The organism is Flavobacterium ginsenosidimutans, from assembly GCF_037478105.1.
Lineage (GTDB): Bacteria > Bacteroidota > Bacteroidia > Flavobacteriales > Flavobacteriaceae > Flavobacterium > Flavobacterium ginsenosidimutans.
In genome coordinates, this window is record NZ_CP147988.1 from 819,392 (window position 1) to 836,373 (window position 16,982).

Genomic DNA, 16,982 nt, shown 5'->3' on the forward strand with positions numbered 1-16,982 from the left:
TAAAAAGGTTATAAAATTCCAAAAACAGCAACTTTTTGTTTAAAATAAAACAATTTGTTATAATTTGTTATTTTTCTGCAAATTATTTGCTGATAGACAAAAGTGTAATAACTTTGCCCAAAATGATTTAAAAATGCAAGCAAAAGATTTACTGCAGTTAGCAGACCAATTTGGAAGTCCATTGTATGTTTACGATGCCGAAAAAATCCAATCTCAGTACAACAGATTAACTAAAGCTTTCTCTAAGGTAGAAAACTTAAGAGTTAATTACGCCATGAAGGCATTGTCGAACGTTGCGATTCTTCAGTTATTAAAGAACATGGGGTCTGGTTTAGATACTGTATCAATTCAGGAAGTTCAGTTAGGACTTCACGCTGGCTATGAACCCGAAAGAATTTTCTTTACACCAAACGGCGTTTCTCTAGAAGAAATTGAAGAAGTAGCCGCAATGGGTGTACAAATCAATATCGACAATTTATCTATTTTAGAGCAATTCGGAACAAAACATCCACATATTCCGGTATGTATTCGTATCAATCCACACGTAATGGCGGGCGGAAACGCTAATATTTCTGTTGGACATATCGATAGTAAATTCGGAATTTCTGTTCACCAGATTCCGCATATATTGCGAATTGTCGAAAACACAAAAATGCACATTGTGGGTATTCACATGCACACAGGATCAGATATTTTAGATATCGAAGTATTCTTGTATGCTGCTGAAATCTTGTTCGATACCGCTAAACATTTCAAAGAATTACAATTCTTAGATTTTGGAAGCGGCTTCAAAGTTCCTTACAAAAAAGACGATATCGAAACAGACATCGAAGAATTAGGTAAAAAATTATCTAAAAGATTCAATGCTTTCTGTACAGAATATGGAAGAGATTTAACACTGATTTTCGAACCAGGAAAATTCTTGGTGAGTGAAGCAGGTCATTTCTTAGTAAAAGTAAACGTAGTAAAACAAACAACATCAACAGTTTTCGCTGGAGTCGACAGTGGTTTCAACCACTTAATTCGTCCAATGTTGTACGGATCATCACATCATATCGAAAACATCTCAAATCCAAAAGGAAAAGAGCGTTTTTACTCAGTTGTAGGATACATTTGCGAAACAGATACTTTTGCAAACAACCGCAGAATTCAGGAAATTACTGAAGGAGACATTTTATCTTTCAGAAATGCTGGAGCATATTGTTTCTCAATGTCTTCAAACTACAATTCAAGATACAAACCAGCCGAAGTTCTTTGGAAAGACGGAAAAGGAATCTTGATTCGTCAAGCTGAAACTTTTGAAGATTTACTTAAAAATCAAATTCCGTTGCCAGAAGAAATTGCTGCAACTGTTTAAAAATAAAAAAAAAGAGAATATCTAGTTAATCCCGTTTCTTAATTGAGGCGGGATTTTTTTTGTTGTAGATATTTTAGACTTCTTAGACTTTAGACATCTTAGATGGCTTTGCAACCGTTTTGTCAGGCTGAGCGAAGTCGAAGCCCACGCAAAGTAACCACATTATTTACAGAAATGACAAGATTTTGGATAATTGAAATTGGAGTTAAATTAAAAAGAAATACAGATTTATACTACATTTTTTTTAATTTTGCAATATTAACTAAAAAGAAGAGAACATGGGACTTTCAAAAGCAATTGTAGCAATTAAAGGAAATCAGCTTAATCAAATAAATAAAATTTCTGAAATTCTTAATTATTTTGAAGATGAAAATTTATCTGATGAAATTTCACAAACAACCGAATTTAAAAATGGCTGGACAATTTTACAAGATGAAGAAATTGTTTTTGTTTCAGAAGAAGATTTACTTCAGGAATTATCAGAGGAATTAGATACAGAAGTTTTTTCACTTACAATACAATCTACTTCTGCAACTTATGGATTCTCTCATTTCAATAAAGGAAACTCAAGAATTATTTTAGTACAAGATGGTGATATTTTAGAAAATTCGGGTGAATCAATAATTCAAGAAAAAGATTTAAATATTGACGAAAATATTTCAGAAAGTGAAATTTTAAAGATTGCTGAAAAGTTAGGAATTGATATTGAATAAGTCGCTATCAATGCTGAAAAATTGCCAATTTTGTAGAGTTACTTGCTAAGATTTCTCCTTCGTCGAAATGACAAGATTGTGGATAATCAGGATTTTAAACTGAAACTGAAATAGTCGATTTTACCTCAGAAAAATCATATATTTACTCTTCAATAAAATCAAAAAAATTAAATACCTTTGAAATTATGAGCACAACATCAAAACCAAAACATATCGGCAGAAACATAAGCCGAATCAGAGAGCTTAAAGGTATGAAGCAAGAAGCGCTTGCAATTGCAATTGGTACAAATCAGCAGGCTATTTCTGGTATTGAGAACAGCGAAACTGTTGATCAAGAAAAACTTGCAAAAATTGCAAAAGCACTTGGCGTTACTGTAGATGCGATTGAAAATTTTTCAGAAGAAGCAGTTTTTAATTTTTTTAATAATTTTTACGATAATAGCTCAATTAGTGGTGCACAAGGAATTAATAATTCTTGCACATTCAATCCACTTGATAAAGTTGTAGAACTTTACGAACGTTTGGTTAAAGCTGAAAAAGACAAAAATGAATATTTAGAAAAATTATTAAAAGGGAAATAATTCCTCAGCAATAGAAATTACAAACGCACAAATATCATTTTGACTTTTGTGCGTTTTTTTTAAATTTAAAATGAAAAAACAAATAAAAATGAAAAAATCATACCTTTTTCTAATCCCTATTATTATGCTCTCATGTACCAAAAAATCAACATCGAATCTTCTTTTAGGTGATTGGAAAATGAAAGAATTAATATATAATGATAATGTATCAGACAAAACCACTTTTACAAATGATTCAGTAATTACTGAAATTGATACTGAAGGAAGATTAATTAGAATTACAGGAACTTACAAATTTAATCCAAAAGATAGTACTCTTCAAGAAACTATGCGATATGAAAATGTAAATTATAAAGTTATCAGTATAGATAACGATCACCTCGATTTAGAAGATTCAAGATCAAAGAAAATATTTAAATACATTAGATATTAATAGATAAATCTTAGGAAAGCTTTTTTGAATTAATAAATCTAATAAACTCAAAAAAAACTATTTTTATCTTACCAAATCAATCCCCAAATCCATGAAAATTACAATTACCCTATCAACACTATTCCTACTATTCACAACAAATTTATTCAGTCAAACCCTAGCCGATTTAAAACTAAAACCAAAAGAAATTCCGAAAGGCGGTTATATGGTAAGCGACGGAAATATTTGCATAACGCCACAAGCTTGTAGTTTTTATAATGATATTGAAACTTACAGTAACATTGTTGGAACCGTAAAAAGTAAAGCCATTCAGAGTTTTAAAAGCAAAGGAGATCGCGGTTCAATTATGTATTTTGAATTTGATCACGTTTTTAAAGGCGATCGATTCCTGCAAGGTTTGCTTTGGGGAAAAGACGGCCAGCCAACAGCTGAACATCCAGAAGAATATGTCGCTAAAGGAAGATTCCTGGTTATTTGGAGTTTGCAGCCAGATAGTCCGTTAAGAGAAAAATCAGAAACTAAAGTCGAAGCAATTTTAGAATAAAAAAATCCCGTTTCTTTATTGAAACGGGATTTTTTTATTATTTCTCAAAAGTATTCTCTAATAATGATTAAACATTTTTTCGTAAAAACTTGAACAATAAGTACAATAGATAAAGTAAAAAGAAACCAAAGCCAAGAATTACTATCTGCCAAATAAATAATCCAATCTGAAAATCATTAATTAATTTTTCCATAATTTTATCTTTTTAATGGTTTATTTTCCTGATGTACAAATAAACAAAAAAGTCTTACAATTTTAAAAGTAAAAAATATAAAAAATGAAACCACAAGTTCGAATTCTGTTTTATTCTATTCTATTCTTTTTATACCTAACTCTAACTCAATTTATACTATCATTGGGCGGAGTCTTAAAAACAGATCCTTACATCACTTTAGGCTTTGGTTTTGCAGCTTTAAATCTTATTTATGCATTTTTTGGCTTAAAATGGAAACCGCTTCTCAATATAATTTGCGCTATCGGAATCGCTGCTTTGGCTTTATTTCTGGCTTTGCAGTTTACCAATCTGCATTTGGTTATAGATTATGATCCCTATCAAGTTAAAACTGCCATTTTTGCTAATGCTGTTTTCTCTATTATTTTTTGGGAAATTGTGTATCAGGTGAAGATTAGGAAGTCATAAAAAATCAATATCAATTGCCTCCAGCTTTAGCTGGAGGTAAATAAAAATTTTTCAAATAGGGCTTTAGCCAAACTTATAAGGTTTTGGCTAAAGCCCTATTCTTTTTCTACAAATCCCTCCAGCTAAAGCTGGAGGCAATTCATTTTAAAACTATTTCTTGAAGACTTAGTGTATTTCATTAGCAAAAAACATTTGAAAATAATTTACTAGATTTACCTTTAAGTATTTAAAAATCAAACTCATGAAACGACAGCCATCAATAGACATAGTCCGCGGAATTGTAATGATTATTATGGCGCTGGACCATGTTCGAGATTTGATGCACGTTGATTCGATTACACAAAGTCCAACTGATTTAGCAACTACTTCTCCTTTGTTATTTTTCACACGTTGGATTACGCATTTGTGCGCACCAATTTTTGTTTTTCTGGCAGGAACTTCGGTTTATCTTTCGCTACAAAACAAAAACAATATCACTGAAAAAAGAGCGCTTTTAATCAAAAGAGGATTTTGGTTAATCTTCCTAGAATTTACAATTGTCAATTTCGGATTATTCTTTGATATTGGTTTTCACACACTTTTATTCGAAGTGATAGCCGCAATAGGTTTCGGATTTATCATCTTAGGATTATTACTAAAAATCAGTTCCAAAACACTTGGAGTTATTGGTTTAGTAATTATTGTTTTCCACAACCTTTTGCCACTTATTCCTTTTGCAGAAAATTCGATTATAAAAGCCGTTTTAGCACCATTTTTTAGTCCAATTGTTATTCCGTTTTCTGGAAGAGCATTTGTTATGGGTTATCCTCCAATTCCGTGGCTGGCCATTATGTTAGTTGGTTTTGCAACTGGAAAATTCTTTGCATTAGAAACAGAAAAAAGAAAAAAACTATTTATCAAAATCGGCTTAAATGCTTTAGTCTTATTTGCCATCATTCGATTCGTCAATATTTACGGAGATCCTGCATTATGGACTTCTCAGAAAGATTCTGTTTTTACGTTTTTGTCTTTTATGAATGTTACTAAATATCCGCCTTCTCTCCTATTCTGCTTGGTCACTTTAGGAATTATGTTTCTGCTTCTTGCTTTTGCAGAACAATTTCAAAATGGCATCAAAAAAGTAACTTTGGTTTATGGAAAAACACCTTTGTTTTACTTCGTCGTTCATTTTTATATTATCCATATTCTAACTTTGATTATGCTTTTGGCACAAGGTTTTAATTGGTCGCAATTTGAATTTGCTTCAGGAACTTTTGGAAGACCAAAAAACTTAGAAAGCGGTCTGCCTCTTTGGGCAATTTACTTGATTTGGATTTCTGTTGTGACGATTCTTTACAAACCTTGTCAATGGTTTGGAAAATATAAAGCTGAAAATCAGCATTGGTGGCTAAAATATATTTAGGATTATTATAAATCACTAAAAAGCTGCATTACACTATGTTCTAGAACAAAATAAAAACAATGATTTTCGTACGTATTTTTTTATATTAGCACTTTGAATTTTATCTAAGCCGAATATGAAAATTAGAATTTTACTCCTTTTATCAGTACTTGCTATTTCTTGTAAAAAAGAAGCAAAAACGGAAACAGAAACTCAGCAAATTACTCAAAAAGATTCTTTGGAAATCCCTGTAAAAGAAGAACCTGAAACACAAAAAGGAGATACAATTGTACTTTCAACAAAACATAAAACCAATAAAATTTTATGCGATCTCGACGGAGATAATTTAGAGGAAACAGTAGAAATTTTCAGAAGTACAAAAAACCAGAAAAGCGGTCTGAAAATCACATACGGAAATAGAAAAAAGACTGATTATCTAGGCTTTGGAAATGGTATTTTACAACAAGGTTTTGATGAAGTTGATTGGGTTGGCATTTTAAAAAAAGCACCTGAAAATGAGATTTACTTTAATAATGTAAACGACGACGGCGAAATTATTGGCGAAGAACAGGTTGCAGAAGAAGACAAAATAAAACTGCCAAATGACGGAATTTTTATCCATGCCGATGAAAGCTGCGGTGGAGGAATTATTTATCTAAAAAATGGCAAATACGAATGGATTCAACAGGAATAAATTGATTTGATTATAATTTAACTTCTAAACTATTTTGAATATGAAAAACACAGCAGAAATTGCAAATCGTTTTAGAGAAGTCATTTTAAACGGAACTTGGATCGCAAATACCAATTTTAAAGATCAGCTGGAAAATCTAGATTGGAAAATTGCCGTTAGTCCGATTCAGAATTTAAATACGATTGCGGCTCTGGCACAACATATTCATTATTACATAAAAGGAATAAATCAGGTTTTTAAAGGCGGAACTTTAGACATAAAAGACAAATTTAGTTTTGATTTCCCGCCTATAGATTCGCAAGAACAATGGGAAACTTTTCTATCTAAATTTTGGAACGATACCGAAGAATTTGCTTCGTTGGTAGAACAAATGCCTGACGAAAAACTTGACGAAGGTTTTGTGGATATTAAATACGGAACATACAGAAGAAATATCGAAGCCATGATCGAACATAGTTATTATCATTTAGGACAAATCGTATTGATTAAAAAAAAATTAATAAACTAAAACCAAACCATAACATAATAATGAAAACAAAATTTCTAATCCTAATAGCCATTTTTTGTTTAGTGAGCTGTAAAGATTCTAATAAAATTGAAAGAGAAAATGAACCTACAATTTACAATGTAGGAAGTGAAGATGAAGCAATGAATGCGGCAATTCTAAAAGCAAATGAAACTTTAGATGATTTCAATAAAGGACTAGCTAATTTAAATGCTGACAGTCACGCTTTAAAAGTTAAGTTTTCAAACGGAAAAGATATTGAGCACATGTGGGTTGGCGACATTAAATATATAGATGGCCAATATTCTGGAATTTTAAACAACGATCCAGAATATATTACCGAATATAAAGCGGGAGATAAAATAGATATTGATTCTGGTAAAATTAGCGACTGGATGTATCTGGTTAACGGAAAATTATTTGGTGGCTACACAATTAGAGTTATTCGAGACAAAATGAGCGAAGAAGAGCGCCAACAATTTGATGAAGAGAGTGGTATGCTGATAGATTAATTTTTACTTAATACTAAATTCAGTTTTATAACTATTTTTTATTATGTCTTTATAAATTAATAAAATGAAAATGTCGTTGAAAATGGGAAAATTGGAAAAAATAAAATGTATAGTTTTTTTAGTTTTATTTCTCTGTTTTTCTTGTTCAAATAAAACAGAAATCAAAAGCAGTACTATTCCAGATAAAAAGGAACGAGTCCAAAAGTTATTGAAAGAAATTAAAGCTGATTCCGAAATATTGGATGCTGAATTTGATTTATTTAATGTTAATGGTTTTAGCGACGATTTTGTCATGATTCCTGGAAGTTCATCTATTGACTATAAGTTCGTTGTAAAAGTCGATCCGAAAAAAATTTCTAATTGGACAAAAGATCTGTCAGAAACAAGTGGAAATATTGGATCTGAAAAATGGACCGTTTCTTTAATTGAAAAAAGAGAAAAGGAATGGAAAACAGCAACCGAACCTGTTTTTTATAAAAGAAAAAATGATCCTTCCGTTGTCTTCATTATATTTGAAAAGGAAGGAATAATCTACAAACGCATATTAAGACTCTAATTATTAGACTTATAAAAACACAAACTTCTAATCTAGCCCCGATGGAAGCGATATCCTTTTGTGTCGGGGTTCGACACAAAAGATATAGTGGACAGCGGGACAAGAGTTCTTATGAAAACAGCTTTTTCTGCTCCTTAAATAAATTAAAAAAAGGCATAGTTGTTGAAAGTTAAAAAAGATATATTTACACCTTCAAAAAATACACTATGCAAAAAATTACTTTTCTATTTTCTGTATTGTTTTTAGCCTTCTCTTCTTGCGGAGTAAAAACAACTCAATCAATGCTTAGCGACGGAAATTATGACGGTGCAATAGATCGCGCTGTCGAGGCTCTTCGCACAAAAAAGGATTCTAAAGGCAAACAAGATTATGTGTATCTGTTAGAAGAAGCTTTTGCAAAAGCAAAAGAACGCGATTTACGTGATCTAGAAATGCTGAACAAAGAGAATAACCCTGCTAATGCTGAACGCATTTATAATACTTATTTACAGTTAAATAATCGTCAGGAAAAAATTAGACCTATTTTACCGCTTCCTTTATTGAAGCAGGGAAAAAATGCCTATTTCCCTTTTGACAATTATTCTGATGAAATTGTCAACAGCAAAAATGCACTTTCGAAGTATTTGTATGAAAATGCTTCAGCCCTTTTGAAATCGAATAACAAAATGGATTTCAGAAAAGCATATGACGATTTCGCTTATTTGGAAAGCATTAATCCTGGTTATAAAAACACAAAAAAATTAATGGATGACGCTCTTTTTAAAGGAACTGATTTCGTAGATGTTTATGCGAAAAATGAAACCAATATGGTAATTCCGAAAACGCTTCAGGACGATTTATTGGATTTTAAAACTTACGGATTAAATGATAAATGGACGGTTTACCACAGCGCAAGACAAAAAAATGTGGTTTACGATTATAGTTTGATTCTTAGTTTCAGACAGATTGCTATTTCGCCAGAACAAATTAAAGAGAAAGAATTTGTTAAGGAAAGACAAGTTAAAGATGGTGTAAAAACGCTTTTAGACAGCCGAGGAAGACCTGTAAAAGACAGTTTAGGAAAAGAAATTAAGGTTGATAATTACAAAATACTTCGTGCAACGGTATATGAATTCAGACAATTTAAATCTTGTATGGTAACAGCAAAAGTTGATTATGTTGATTTAAAAAGCAATCAGCTTGTTCAGACTTTCCCAATAAGCAGCGAATTTATTTTTGAAAATATTTATTCGAAATATAAAGGAGACCAAAATGCTTGTGAGGAAAATTATATAGGGTATTTTTCTAAACGGGCTGTTCCGTTTCCAAATAACGAACAAATGGTTTATGATACAGGTGAAGATCTGAAAGCCAAGCTAAAAGACATCATTGTAAAAAATAAATTTAGAAAGTAATTATGTAACACGTTTACAGAGAAAAAGGCGCATTTTTGATGCGCCTTTTTTTGTTTACGTTCTTTTCAATTAAAAAAAATCAAGTTTTTGAATTGTGCAACCAAAAAGTTGCGTATATTTGCAACTGATTAGTTGCGAATTTATATCCATAAAAATGAAAAGAGATATTTTTCAGGCAATTGCCGATCCGACGAGAAGGGCAATTTTAGTTTTGGTTTCTTCGAGTGCATTAACCCCAAATGCTATTGCGGAGCAGTTTCAAACTACAAGACAAGCGGTTTCTAAACACATTAAAATATTGAATGAATGTGATTTATTGGAAGAAAAGAAATTGGGCAGAGAAATTTATTATCAGCTCAAAATTGATAAAATGAAAGAAATTGATCAATGGCTGGAGCAATTTAAAGCAATTTGGGAACAGCGTTTTAATCAATTGGATCAAGTATTATTAAACTTAAAATCTAAAGAAAATGAAAACTGATTTATTAATGAATTTCTCTGTAGACAAGGAAAATAAAACGGTAAATGTAAAACGTGAATTTGATGCTCCATTGGCAAATGTTTGGTCTGCTTGGACTGAGCCTGAAATTCTAGATTTATGGTGGGCGCCCGCTCCGTTTAAATCTAAAACCAAAAGTATGGAGTTTAAAGAAGGCGGAAAAAGATTGTATGCAATGGTTGGTCCTGATGGTGTGGAACGCTGGAGTTATTTTGAATACTCTTCAATTTCTCCTAAAACAAACTTTAAGCATTCTGCAACGTTCTCTGATGCAGACGGAAATCCGAATTCAGAATTTGGAAGTTCATATTGGGATATTTCTTTTTCTGAGCAAGGCGGTTCGACAATTGTTGATATCCACATAAAACGTGACAGTTTTGAAGAATTGCAAAAAATAATCGAAATGGGCTTTAAAGAAGGATTTACTTCTGCAATGCAAGGTTTGGACAAAATCTTAGCCGAAAAATAGAAACCATTTTGACCGAATTAACTATTTAACAAACTTTAAAATCTAAAGAAAATGAAATCAAATCTTTTAATGAATTTTACTGTAGATAAAGAAAATAATACTGTAAATGTAAAACGTGAATTTAATGCATCGTTACCTCAGGTTTGGTCTGCTTGGACAGAAGCTCAAATTCTGGATCAATGGTGGGCGCCGGCTCCGTGGAAATCACGAACAAAAAGCATGGAATTTAAAGAAGGCGGACGAAGATTATATGCAATGGTTGGTCCTGAAGGCGAAGAACACTGGGCAATTGCGGATTATACTTCGATAGATCCAAAAACAAATGTAAAATGGCTGGATGCTTTTTGCGACAGCGAAGGAAATTTAAATACAGAATTTCCACGTTCTGACTGGGATGTTACTTTCTCTGAAAAAGACGGCTCTACTTTTGTTGATGTTGTAATCAAACATGAAAAATTATCTGATTTGGAAATGATTATTCAAATGGGATTCAAAGAAGGTTTTACCATTGCGATGGAAGGTTTGGATGCTATTTTTGCTGGAGAAAAGAAATAAAAACAAGAATAAAATTCAATATGTTAAATCCTGTATAGTTGCAGGATTTTTTTTTGTATTTTTCAGTCTTAAAATCAAAACATTAAGTACAAAAAATTATTTTTTAATCGCAAACACAAAACAAAATGATGAAATTCTTTACCGTGCTTTTTTTATTTATTTCATTTACCGTTTTTTCTCAAAACAGATATGAGCTTTCAGATGAAGGAAAAGACAAATTATACCTATCAGATTCTATTGCAAATCTTGTCAAAGCTGGAAAAATCACAGATCGCCCAATGGTTGTTGTTGATGGAATAACACACCGTTATCAGGATTTAGAAAAAGAAAAACTTGCTCTTTCGAAAATTGAAATTGCCAAAATTATCGCTCTTCAAAAGCAGACTGGGATTAATATTTATGGAAAGTCGGGAGAACCTGGCGTTTTGATTATTACTACAAACAGAAATAGCTACTACAAACCTGTACAAGAGGTAAAACCTGGCTTTTAAATAACACACTCTAAAATATATAATGAATAGATTTTTTGCTCTAGCTTTTTTACTTTTATCTTCAAGTTTAGTATTCAGCCAAAAAAACAAAACAAAAATTATAGAAACATCAAAACCTTTTGTATTAGGTGTTATTGATGAAATTCAATCGAAAGAATTAAACGAAAAAAGAATTCTAAACATTTATCTTCCTGAAGGCTACAATCCTGCTGAAGCAACAAAATATCCTGTCATATATTTATTAGACGGTTCTGCTGATGAAGATTTTATTCATATTTCGGGATTGGTTCAGTTTAATAGTTTTGAATGGATCAATCAGGTTCCAAAATCAATCGTTGTGGGCATTGCAACTGTAGATCGAAGAAGAGATTTTACATTTCCGACTACTGTAGAAAATGATAAAACCCGTTTTCCCACTACGGGTCATTCAGATCAATTTATTGCTTTTATTGAAAAAGAATTGCAGCCTTTTATTGAGAAAAAATATAAGACCAATAATTCTAAAACCATCATTGGTCAATCTCTAGGTGGTTTACTAGAAACTGAAATCCTACTTAAAAAACCTTCTTTATTTAATAAATATGTTATTGTAAGTCCGAGTCTATGGTGGAACAACGGCTCTTTGCTTGATTTGGATTCTGAAATGTTAAAAGAAAATTTCAATCAGCAAATAGATATTTATATCGCTGTTGGAAAAGAAGGATTGACTCCAACAGAAATTCCGCGTGTCATGGAAGTCGACGCTAACTTACTGTCAGAAAAATTAAAAGGATCTAAAAGCAAAAATGTGAAAGTCTATTTTGATTATTTCCCTGAAGAAAACCATGGAACGATTCTGCATCCAGCGGTTGCCAATTCTTTTAAATTCTTTTATCCGCAGAGTAAAGAATAAAAGTAATTCATATTGTAAAGAATAATCTAAAAAACAATTTCTTTTGTTTAACCAAAAATCATAAGAGAAGCCTGTTCTTTTATGATTTTTTTATTTGCCAAATCAAGCAAAAAACAACTAAAAGACAATGCATTATAAAAAAACCATTGCTTAATTTTTATACACATTTATTTCTTAAATAAAAACCAATAAAAAATAAACAAAAATGTGGTTTTCCGTAAAGATTGTACCTATTTTACATTTTATATTTGGCAAAATATAAAATTAATTAAAAACATTTTTGCCTGCAACAAAGTAGCTTTTACATCTCAATTAAAGACTGAAAGAAAAAAATCTTTCAAACACAACCCAAAATAAAACAAATCTTCAACCCATTAATTTAATGAAAAAACAAATTTTATTTATTGCTCTAACTTTACTATTAACCCTTAAAAGTTACTCCCAAATTGCATTCGAAAAAGGATATGTTATTACAGAAAACAACCAAAAAACAGATTGTTTAATTGAAAACATGGATTGGAAAAATAATCCAAAAGATTTTAGATACAAATTATCTGAAGATTCACCAATCATAAATGCAGATACTAAAACTATAAAAGAATTTAGGGTAACTGGTCAGAAAAAATTTATCAGATCTACAGTAAATATTGACCGATCTAGTAAAGATTTGCAAACTATGACCACCGAAAAAAAACCTATTTTTCATTTAGAAACTTTATTCTTACAAGTTCTTATGGAAGGTAATGCGTCTTTATATCTTTACGATGACAGTACGATAAGACGTTTCTTTTACAAAGTAAATAATTCTGAAGTAAAACAGCTTGTTTATAAAACCTACCTAGTGAGTGACGATAATGATAATACTAAAAACTACACAGATCAAATTGCTAAAAACAACTACTTTAGAGAACAGCTTTACCTTGATTTAAAATGTGACAATATTCAGCAAAACGAATACGAAACACTGACTTATACAAAAAATACCTTAATGCGTATTTTTGCTAAGTATAATAAATGTACAAATTCAGAATTTACTGATCTTGAAGTAAAAGAGAAAAAAGATTTATTTAACCTTAGCGTTCGTCCAAGATACAATAACAGTTCTTTAACTATGGAAAATACTATATTTGAAGGATTAGATTATGATTTTGGAGGAAAATCAAGTTTCAGTTTAGGGCTTGAAGCCGAATTTATTTTACCTTTTAACAAAAATAGATGGGCCATTTTTATTGAACCAACTTATCAGTATTACAAAGGAGAACAAACTATAGCCAGTTCTGATGTTGTAGGCGGAACTCTTACTGGTAAAGTAGATTACAAATCAATTGAATTACCTATTGGGATTAGACGTTATTTCTTCATCAATGAAAATGTAAAATTATTTGCTAACGGAGCTTTTATAGTAGATTTTAGCAATAATTCTAAAGCAACTGTTACGAGAAAAGATGGTTCTGAATTGAATAAATTAGACGTTAAATCTAGTGTCAATTTCGGATTTGGCTTAGGCTGCAAATTCATGGATAAATTTAGTGCAGAAGTAAGATTCCAAACTCCAAGAAGACTTTTGGCAGATAATACTAACTGGAGTTCTTCTTACCAAACAACTTCTTTAATTGTTGGATATTCTTTCTTTTAAGATCAATAAAACTATACTTAATATATTGCTAATTGACACCAGTGTCAATTAGCAATATATAATTTATCCCAACCATCCTTCTCTATCCAAACTTCTGTATTGAATCGCTTCGGCAATATGTGAAGAAACAATATTCTCTGAATGATCTAAGTCGGCGATTGTTCTTGAAACTTTCAAAATTCTATCGTAAGCTCTCGCGGAAAGATTTAATCGCTCCATTGCATTTTTTAGCAATTCCTTTGAAGGTTCATCCAAAACACAATATTCTCGAATTAGTTTACTGCTCATTTGCGCATTGTAATGAACATTTTCGACCGTTTCAAATCGTTTCGTTTGAATTTCTCTCGCCGCTGTAACTCGTTTACGAATTTCTACACTGCTTTCTGCTTTTCGCTCGTCAGCTAATTTCTCAAACGGAACTGGTGTAACTTCTATATGAATATCAATTCGATCTAATAATGGTCCCGAAATTTTACTCATATAACGCTGCATTTCGTGTGGCGAAGAAGTATTCGGCATACTAGGATCGTTAAAGAATCCGCTTGGACTTGGATTCATACTTGCCACTAGCATAAATGATGAAGGATAAGTAATTGTAAACTTAGCTCGTGAAATTGTTACTTCTCGATCTTCCAAAGGCTGACGCATTACTTCTAAAACGTCTCGTTTAAACTCTGGCAATTCATCCAAAAACAAAACACCATTATGCGCCATAGAAATTTCGCCTGGCTGCGGATAACTTCCTCCACCAACGAGCGCGACATTAGATATAGTATGATGCGGACTTCTAAATGGTCTTTGATTCATCAATCCAACTTCTTTTAATTTTCCTGCAACGCTATGAATTTTAGTAGTTTCCAAAGCTTCACGCAACGTCATTGGCGGTAAAATACTCGAAACTCGTTTCGCTAGCATTGTTTTTCCAGCTCCAGGTGGGCCAATTAAAATAATATTATGACCGCCAGCCGCTGCAATTTCCATACAGCGTTTAATGCTTTCTTGTCCGCGTACATCTGAAAAATCATGTTCAGGGAAATCGAGAGTTTTATAAAATTCAGCTCTTGTATCGATAACTGTAGGTTCAAGCGTTCCTTTGCCAGCAAAGAAATCGACGATTTCTTTTAAATTTTCAACCCCATAAACATCTAAACCTGAAACAATCGCCGCTTCTTTTACATTTTGAATGGGAAGAAAAAAACCTTTATAACCTTCTTCTTTGGCTTTTATTGCAATAGGCAAAGCACCTCGAATTGGCTGAAGACTTCCGTCTAAAGAAAGTTCTCCCATAATAATATATTGTTCAATTTCTGGAGCTTTTATCTGATCTGAACCAACCAGAATTCCCATTGCCAAAGTCAAATCATAAGATGAACCTTCTTTTCGAAGATCGGCAGGTGCCATATTGACCGTAATTTTCTTTCCCGGAAAATTAAATCCATTATTTTTTAAAGCAGCGGCAATTCTAAAACTACTTTCTTTTATAGCATTATCTGGAAGTCCAACTAAATGATAACCAATTCCTTTATCCATATGAACTTCAACTGTAATAGTTGTGGCTTCAACTCCAAAAACGGCACTTCCGTAAACTTTTACTAACATAAATAAATTCTTATAAAAATGTAAAAGTATTTAATTATAACAGTAAAAACATTATTTTTGTAAATATTTTATTACTTTTAAATATTTAATATTATGCAGTCTTTAGATCAAATCTCAATTCAATTAAAAGTATTTGCTTTTATAGACAAGCCTGATGACGTGGGCATGCAGGGAGAACTTGAAATTTTTATTAATGGTGAAAAACCATATGATAATGGTGAAATAGTTGATATTCCTATTTTTCTTGATAGTCTTAAATCAAATGGTGATTTCTATATATTTTGTTGCCATTGTGGTCTTCCTGAATGTAATGGCAGAACAGAAGGAGTAAAAGTTTTTCATGAGAAAGACACGATAAAATGGATTGATACTTTCTGCAACAAAACATGGTATTTTGATAAGAATAAAATAGAAACAGATTTAAAAAATATAAATGAAGAAATACTGGTATTCAAAAAATATTTTGCTGAAAAACAAATTGAATATTTCGGCTTTGGACATGATCTTTAAATCAGATTAAGAAAAACTTAATCCGATTTGTGTTTTAACTTCTTCCACAATCCTACTCAACTCCAAACAATTCTGATGCGACCAAAGTTTGCTTTCAATTTCATTATTCAAAATACAATTTTGGCATTCTATGATTTCATGAGAATAACCTTTTCCAAGAGTTGGTAAAGTGACAACGGCTTCTTTTACTTCATTTTTAAATAAAGAATAGCCGTCTGCAACAAACCAAGGCGCGTTTAATTCGATTCTGCCTTTTGTTCCCGAAATAACGGCTTTCATATCAGATTCTGAAACTATAGAAGCATGCAATACCGCCTGAGCGACTTCATATTGTAAAATCATAGAGGTCTGCAAATCAATATCATTTTTGTGTTTGATGGCTTTCGCTAAAATCTCTTTCGGATATCCCAATAATATATAGGACAGAAACAAAGGATAAACGCCTATATCAAATAAAGCGCCTCCACCTAAATCTTTATCAAAAAGCCTTTTGTTTTCTGTTTCACTTCCGTGAAAGGCAAAATCGGCTTTTATATAATTTATATTGCCAATTACTCCATTATTGATTTTCTGCAAAACATCTTGAACTGATGGAATAAATCGAGTCCAAAATGCTTCCATAAAAAACTTATTGTGTTTTTTAGAAGCTTCAATCATTCTTTCCGCATCTTTGTACGATAATGCCATTGGTTTTTCGCATAAAACGTGCTTTCCGTTTTCTAATGCTTTTATAGACAATTCGGCATGCGAATTATGCGGAGTTGCGATATAGACAATTTCAACTTCAGGATCTTCAAAAAGTAAATCATAAGAATCATAGCTTTTTAAGGCTTTAAATTTCTCTGCAAATTCATTCGCTTTAGCAATATCTCGTGAAGCAACTGCTTTTAGTTCAGCATTTTCTATCAATAATAGATCTGAGGCAAACTGAGCCGCAATATTTCCAAGTCCTACAATTCCCCATTTAATTCTTTTATTTTCCATTCTTTATATTTTAATCATCAAAATTGTTAAAAAGATT

Annotated in this window: 21 protein-coding genes; 19 read left to right on the forward strand and 2 right to left on the reverse strand. The window is 31.6% G+C overall.

Going from position 1 to position 16,982, the window contains the following annotated elements; all coding sequences use genetic code 11:
- The first annotated feature begins 64 nt into the window (after window positions 1–64).
- The 18 genes from lysA to V6624_RS03915 all read left to right on the forward strand — a co-directional run bounded on the left by lysA (window position 65) and on the right by V6624_RS03915 (window position 13,852).
- The gene (gene lysA / locus V6624_RS03830) at window positions 65–1,357 is read left to right on the forward strand and encodes a diaminopimelate decarboxylase (protein WP_422389327.1); all 1,293 of its coding nucleotides are present in this window, start codon (window positions 65–67) and stop codon (window positions 1,355–1,357) included.
- A 278-nt stretch (window positions 1,358–1,635) separates the two neighbouring features.
- Window positions 1,636–2,070 carry a hypothetical protein gene (locus tag V6624_RS03835; RefSeq protein ID WP_338840906.1) on the forward strand — a complete coding sequence of 145 codons (435 nt, stop codon included), beginning with the start codon at window positions 1,636–1,638 and terminating at the stop codon, window positions 2,068–2,070.
- 185 nt (window positions 2,071–2,255) lie between these two features.
- A complete protein-coding gene (locus V6624_RS03840; RefSeq protein ID WP_338840907.1) occupies window positions 2,256–2,651 on the forward strand; it encodes a helix-turn-helix transcriptional regulator in 396 nt (131 codons plus the stop codon).
- An 88-nt stretch (window positions 2,652–2,739) separates the two neighbouring features.
- The gene (locus V6624_RS03845) at window positions 2,740–3,084 is read left to right on the forward strand and encodes a hypothetical protein (protein ID WP_338840909.1); all 345 of its coding nucleotides are present in this window, start codon (window positions 2,740–2,742) and stop codon (window positions 3,082–3,084) included.
- 91 nt (window positions 3,085–3,175) lie between these two features.
- Entirely contained in the window at window positions 3,176–3,628 is a 453-nt protein-coding gene (locus V6624_RS03850; protein WP_111287688.1) for a hypothetical protein, read from the forward strand.
- A 277-nt stretch (window positions 3,629–3,905) separates the two neighbouring features.
- Window positions 3,906–4,268: a hypothetical protein gene (locus tag V6624_RS03855; RefSeq protein WP_111287690.1), complete on the forward strand. Its 363-nt coding sequence runs from the start codon at window positions 3,906–3,908 to the stop codon at window positions 4,266–4,268.
- Between the two features lie 241 nt (window positions 4,269–4,509).
- On the forward strand, window positions 4,510–5,670 hold the full coding sequence (locus V6624_RS03860) for a DUF1624 domain-containing protein (protein WP_111287692.1): 1,161 nt from the start codon (window positions 4,510–4,512) through the stop codon (window positions 5,668–5,670).
- Window positions 5,671–5,785: 115 nt separating this feature from the next.
- Window positions 5,786–6,343 carry a hypothetical protein gene (locus tag V6624_RS03865; protein ID WP_338840911.1) on the forward strand — a complete coding sequence of 186 codons (558 nt, stop codon included), beginning with the start codon at window positions 5,786–5,788 and terminating at the stop codon, window positions 6,341–6,343.
- 40 nt (window positions 6,344–6,383) lie between these two features.
- Window positions 6,384–6,851 (forward strand): DUF1572 domain-containing protein, encoded by a 468-nt coding sequence (locus V6624_RS03870; protein WP_338840913.1) that lies wholly within the window; start codon window positions 6,384–6,386, stop codon window positions 6,849–6,851.
- A gap of 20 nt (window positions 6,852–6,871) precedes the next feature.
- Window positions 6,872–7,360 carry a YegJ family protein gene (locus V6624_RS03875; RefSeq protein ID WP_338840914.1) on the forward strand — a complete coding sequence of 163 codons (489 nt, stop codon included), beginning with the start codon at window positions 6,872–6,874 and terminating at the stop codon, window positions 7,358–7,360.
- A 91-nt stretch (window positions 7,361–7,451) separates the two neighbouring features.
- Window positions 7,452–7,916 carry a hypothetical protein gene (locus V6624_RS03880; RefSeq protein ID WP_338840915.1) on the forward strand — a complete coding sequence of 155 codons (465 nt, stop codon included), beginning with the start codon at window positions 7,452–7,454 and terminating at the stop codon, window positions 7,914–7,916.
- A gap of 206 nt (window positions 7,917–8,122) precedes the next feature.
- Window positions 8,123–9,310, forward strand: a complete 1,188-nt coding sequence (locus V6624_RS03885) for a hypothetical protein (protein ID WP_111287702.1) — start codon at window positions 8,123–8,125, stop codon at window positions 9,308–9,310.
- A gap of 154 nt (window positions 9,311–9,464) precedes the next feature.
- Window positions 9,465–9,791 (forward strand): ArsR/SmtB family transcription factor, encoded by a 327-nt coding sequence (locus V6624_RS03890; protein WP_111287704.1) that lies wholly within the window; start codon window positions 9,465–9,467, stop codon window positions 9,789–9,791.
- Window positions 9,781–10,278 (forward strand): SRPBCC domain-containing protein, encoded by a 498-nt coding sequence (locus V6624_RS03895; protein WP_338840917.1) that lies wholly within the window; start codon window positions 9,781–9,783, stop codon window positions 10,276–10,278. The genes V6624_RS03890 and V6624_RS03895 overlap by 11 nt, the downstream gene beginning before the upstream one ends.
- Before the next feature lie 51 nt (window positions 10,279–10,329).
- Complete coding sequence (locus tag V6624_RS03900) at window positions 10,330–10,833, forward strand: SRPBCC domain-containing protein (protein WP_338840919.1); 504 nt, start codon at window positions 10,330–10,332, stop codon at window positions 10,831–10,833.
- 125 nt (window positions 10,834–10,958) lie between these two features.
- Window positions 10,959–11,324 (forward strand): hypothetical protein, encoded by a 366-nt coding sequence (locus tag V6624_RS03905; protein ID WP_338840920.1) that lies wholly within the window; start codon window positions 10,959–10,961, stop codon window positions 11,322–11,324.
- Window positions 11,325–11,346: 22 nt separating this feature from the next.
- Window positions 11,347–12,216 (forward strand): alpha/beta hydrolase, encoded by an 870-nt coding sequence (locus tag V6624_RS03910; protein ID WP_338840921.1) that lies wholly within the window; start codon window positions 11,347–11,349, stop codon window positions 12,214–12,216.
- Between the two features lie 382 nt (window positions 12,217–12,598).
- Window positions 12,599–13,852 carry an outer membrane beta-barrel protein gene (locus tag V6624_RS03915; protein WP_338840922.1) on the forward strand — a complete coding sequence of 418 codons (1,254 nt, stop codon included), beginning with the start codon at window positions 12,599–12,601 and terminating at the stop codon, window positions 13,850–13,852.
- Window positions 13,853–13,915: 63 nt separating this feature from the next.
- Here the strand turns inward: V6624_RS03915 and V6624_RS03920 are convergent, their stop codons facing one another.
- Window positions 13,916–15,451 (reverse strand): YifB family Mg chelatase-like AAA ATPase, encoded by a 1,536-nt coding sequence (locus V6624_RS03920; protein WP_111287716.1) that lies wholly within the window; start codon window positions 15,449–15,451, stop codon window positions 13,916–13,918.
- A 93-nt stretch (window positions 15,452–15,544) separates the two neighbouring features.
- Here V6624_RS03920 and V6624_RS03925 point away from each other — a divergent pair, with 93 nt between their 5' ends.
- The gene (locus V6624_RS03925; protein WP_338840923.1) at window positions 15,545–15,961 is read left to right on the forward strand and encodes a hypothetical protein; all 417 of its coding nucleotides are present in this window, start codon (window positions 15,545–15,547) and stop codon (window positions 15,959–15,961) included.
- Window positions 15,962–15,967: 6 nt separating this feature from the next.
- On the opposite strand, the gene V6624_RS03930 is transcribed toward V6624_RS03925, so the two are convergent.
- Window positions 15,968–16,945: a Gfo/Idh/MocA family oxidoreductase gene (locus V6624_RS03930; protein ID WP_338840924.1), complete on the reverse strand. Its 978-nt coding sequence runs from the start codon at window positions 16,943–16,945 to the stop codon at window positions 15,968–15,970.
- Window positions 16,946–16,982: the final 37 nt, after the last annotated feature.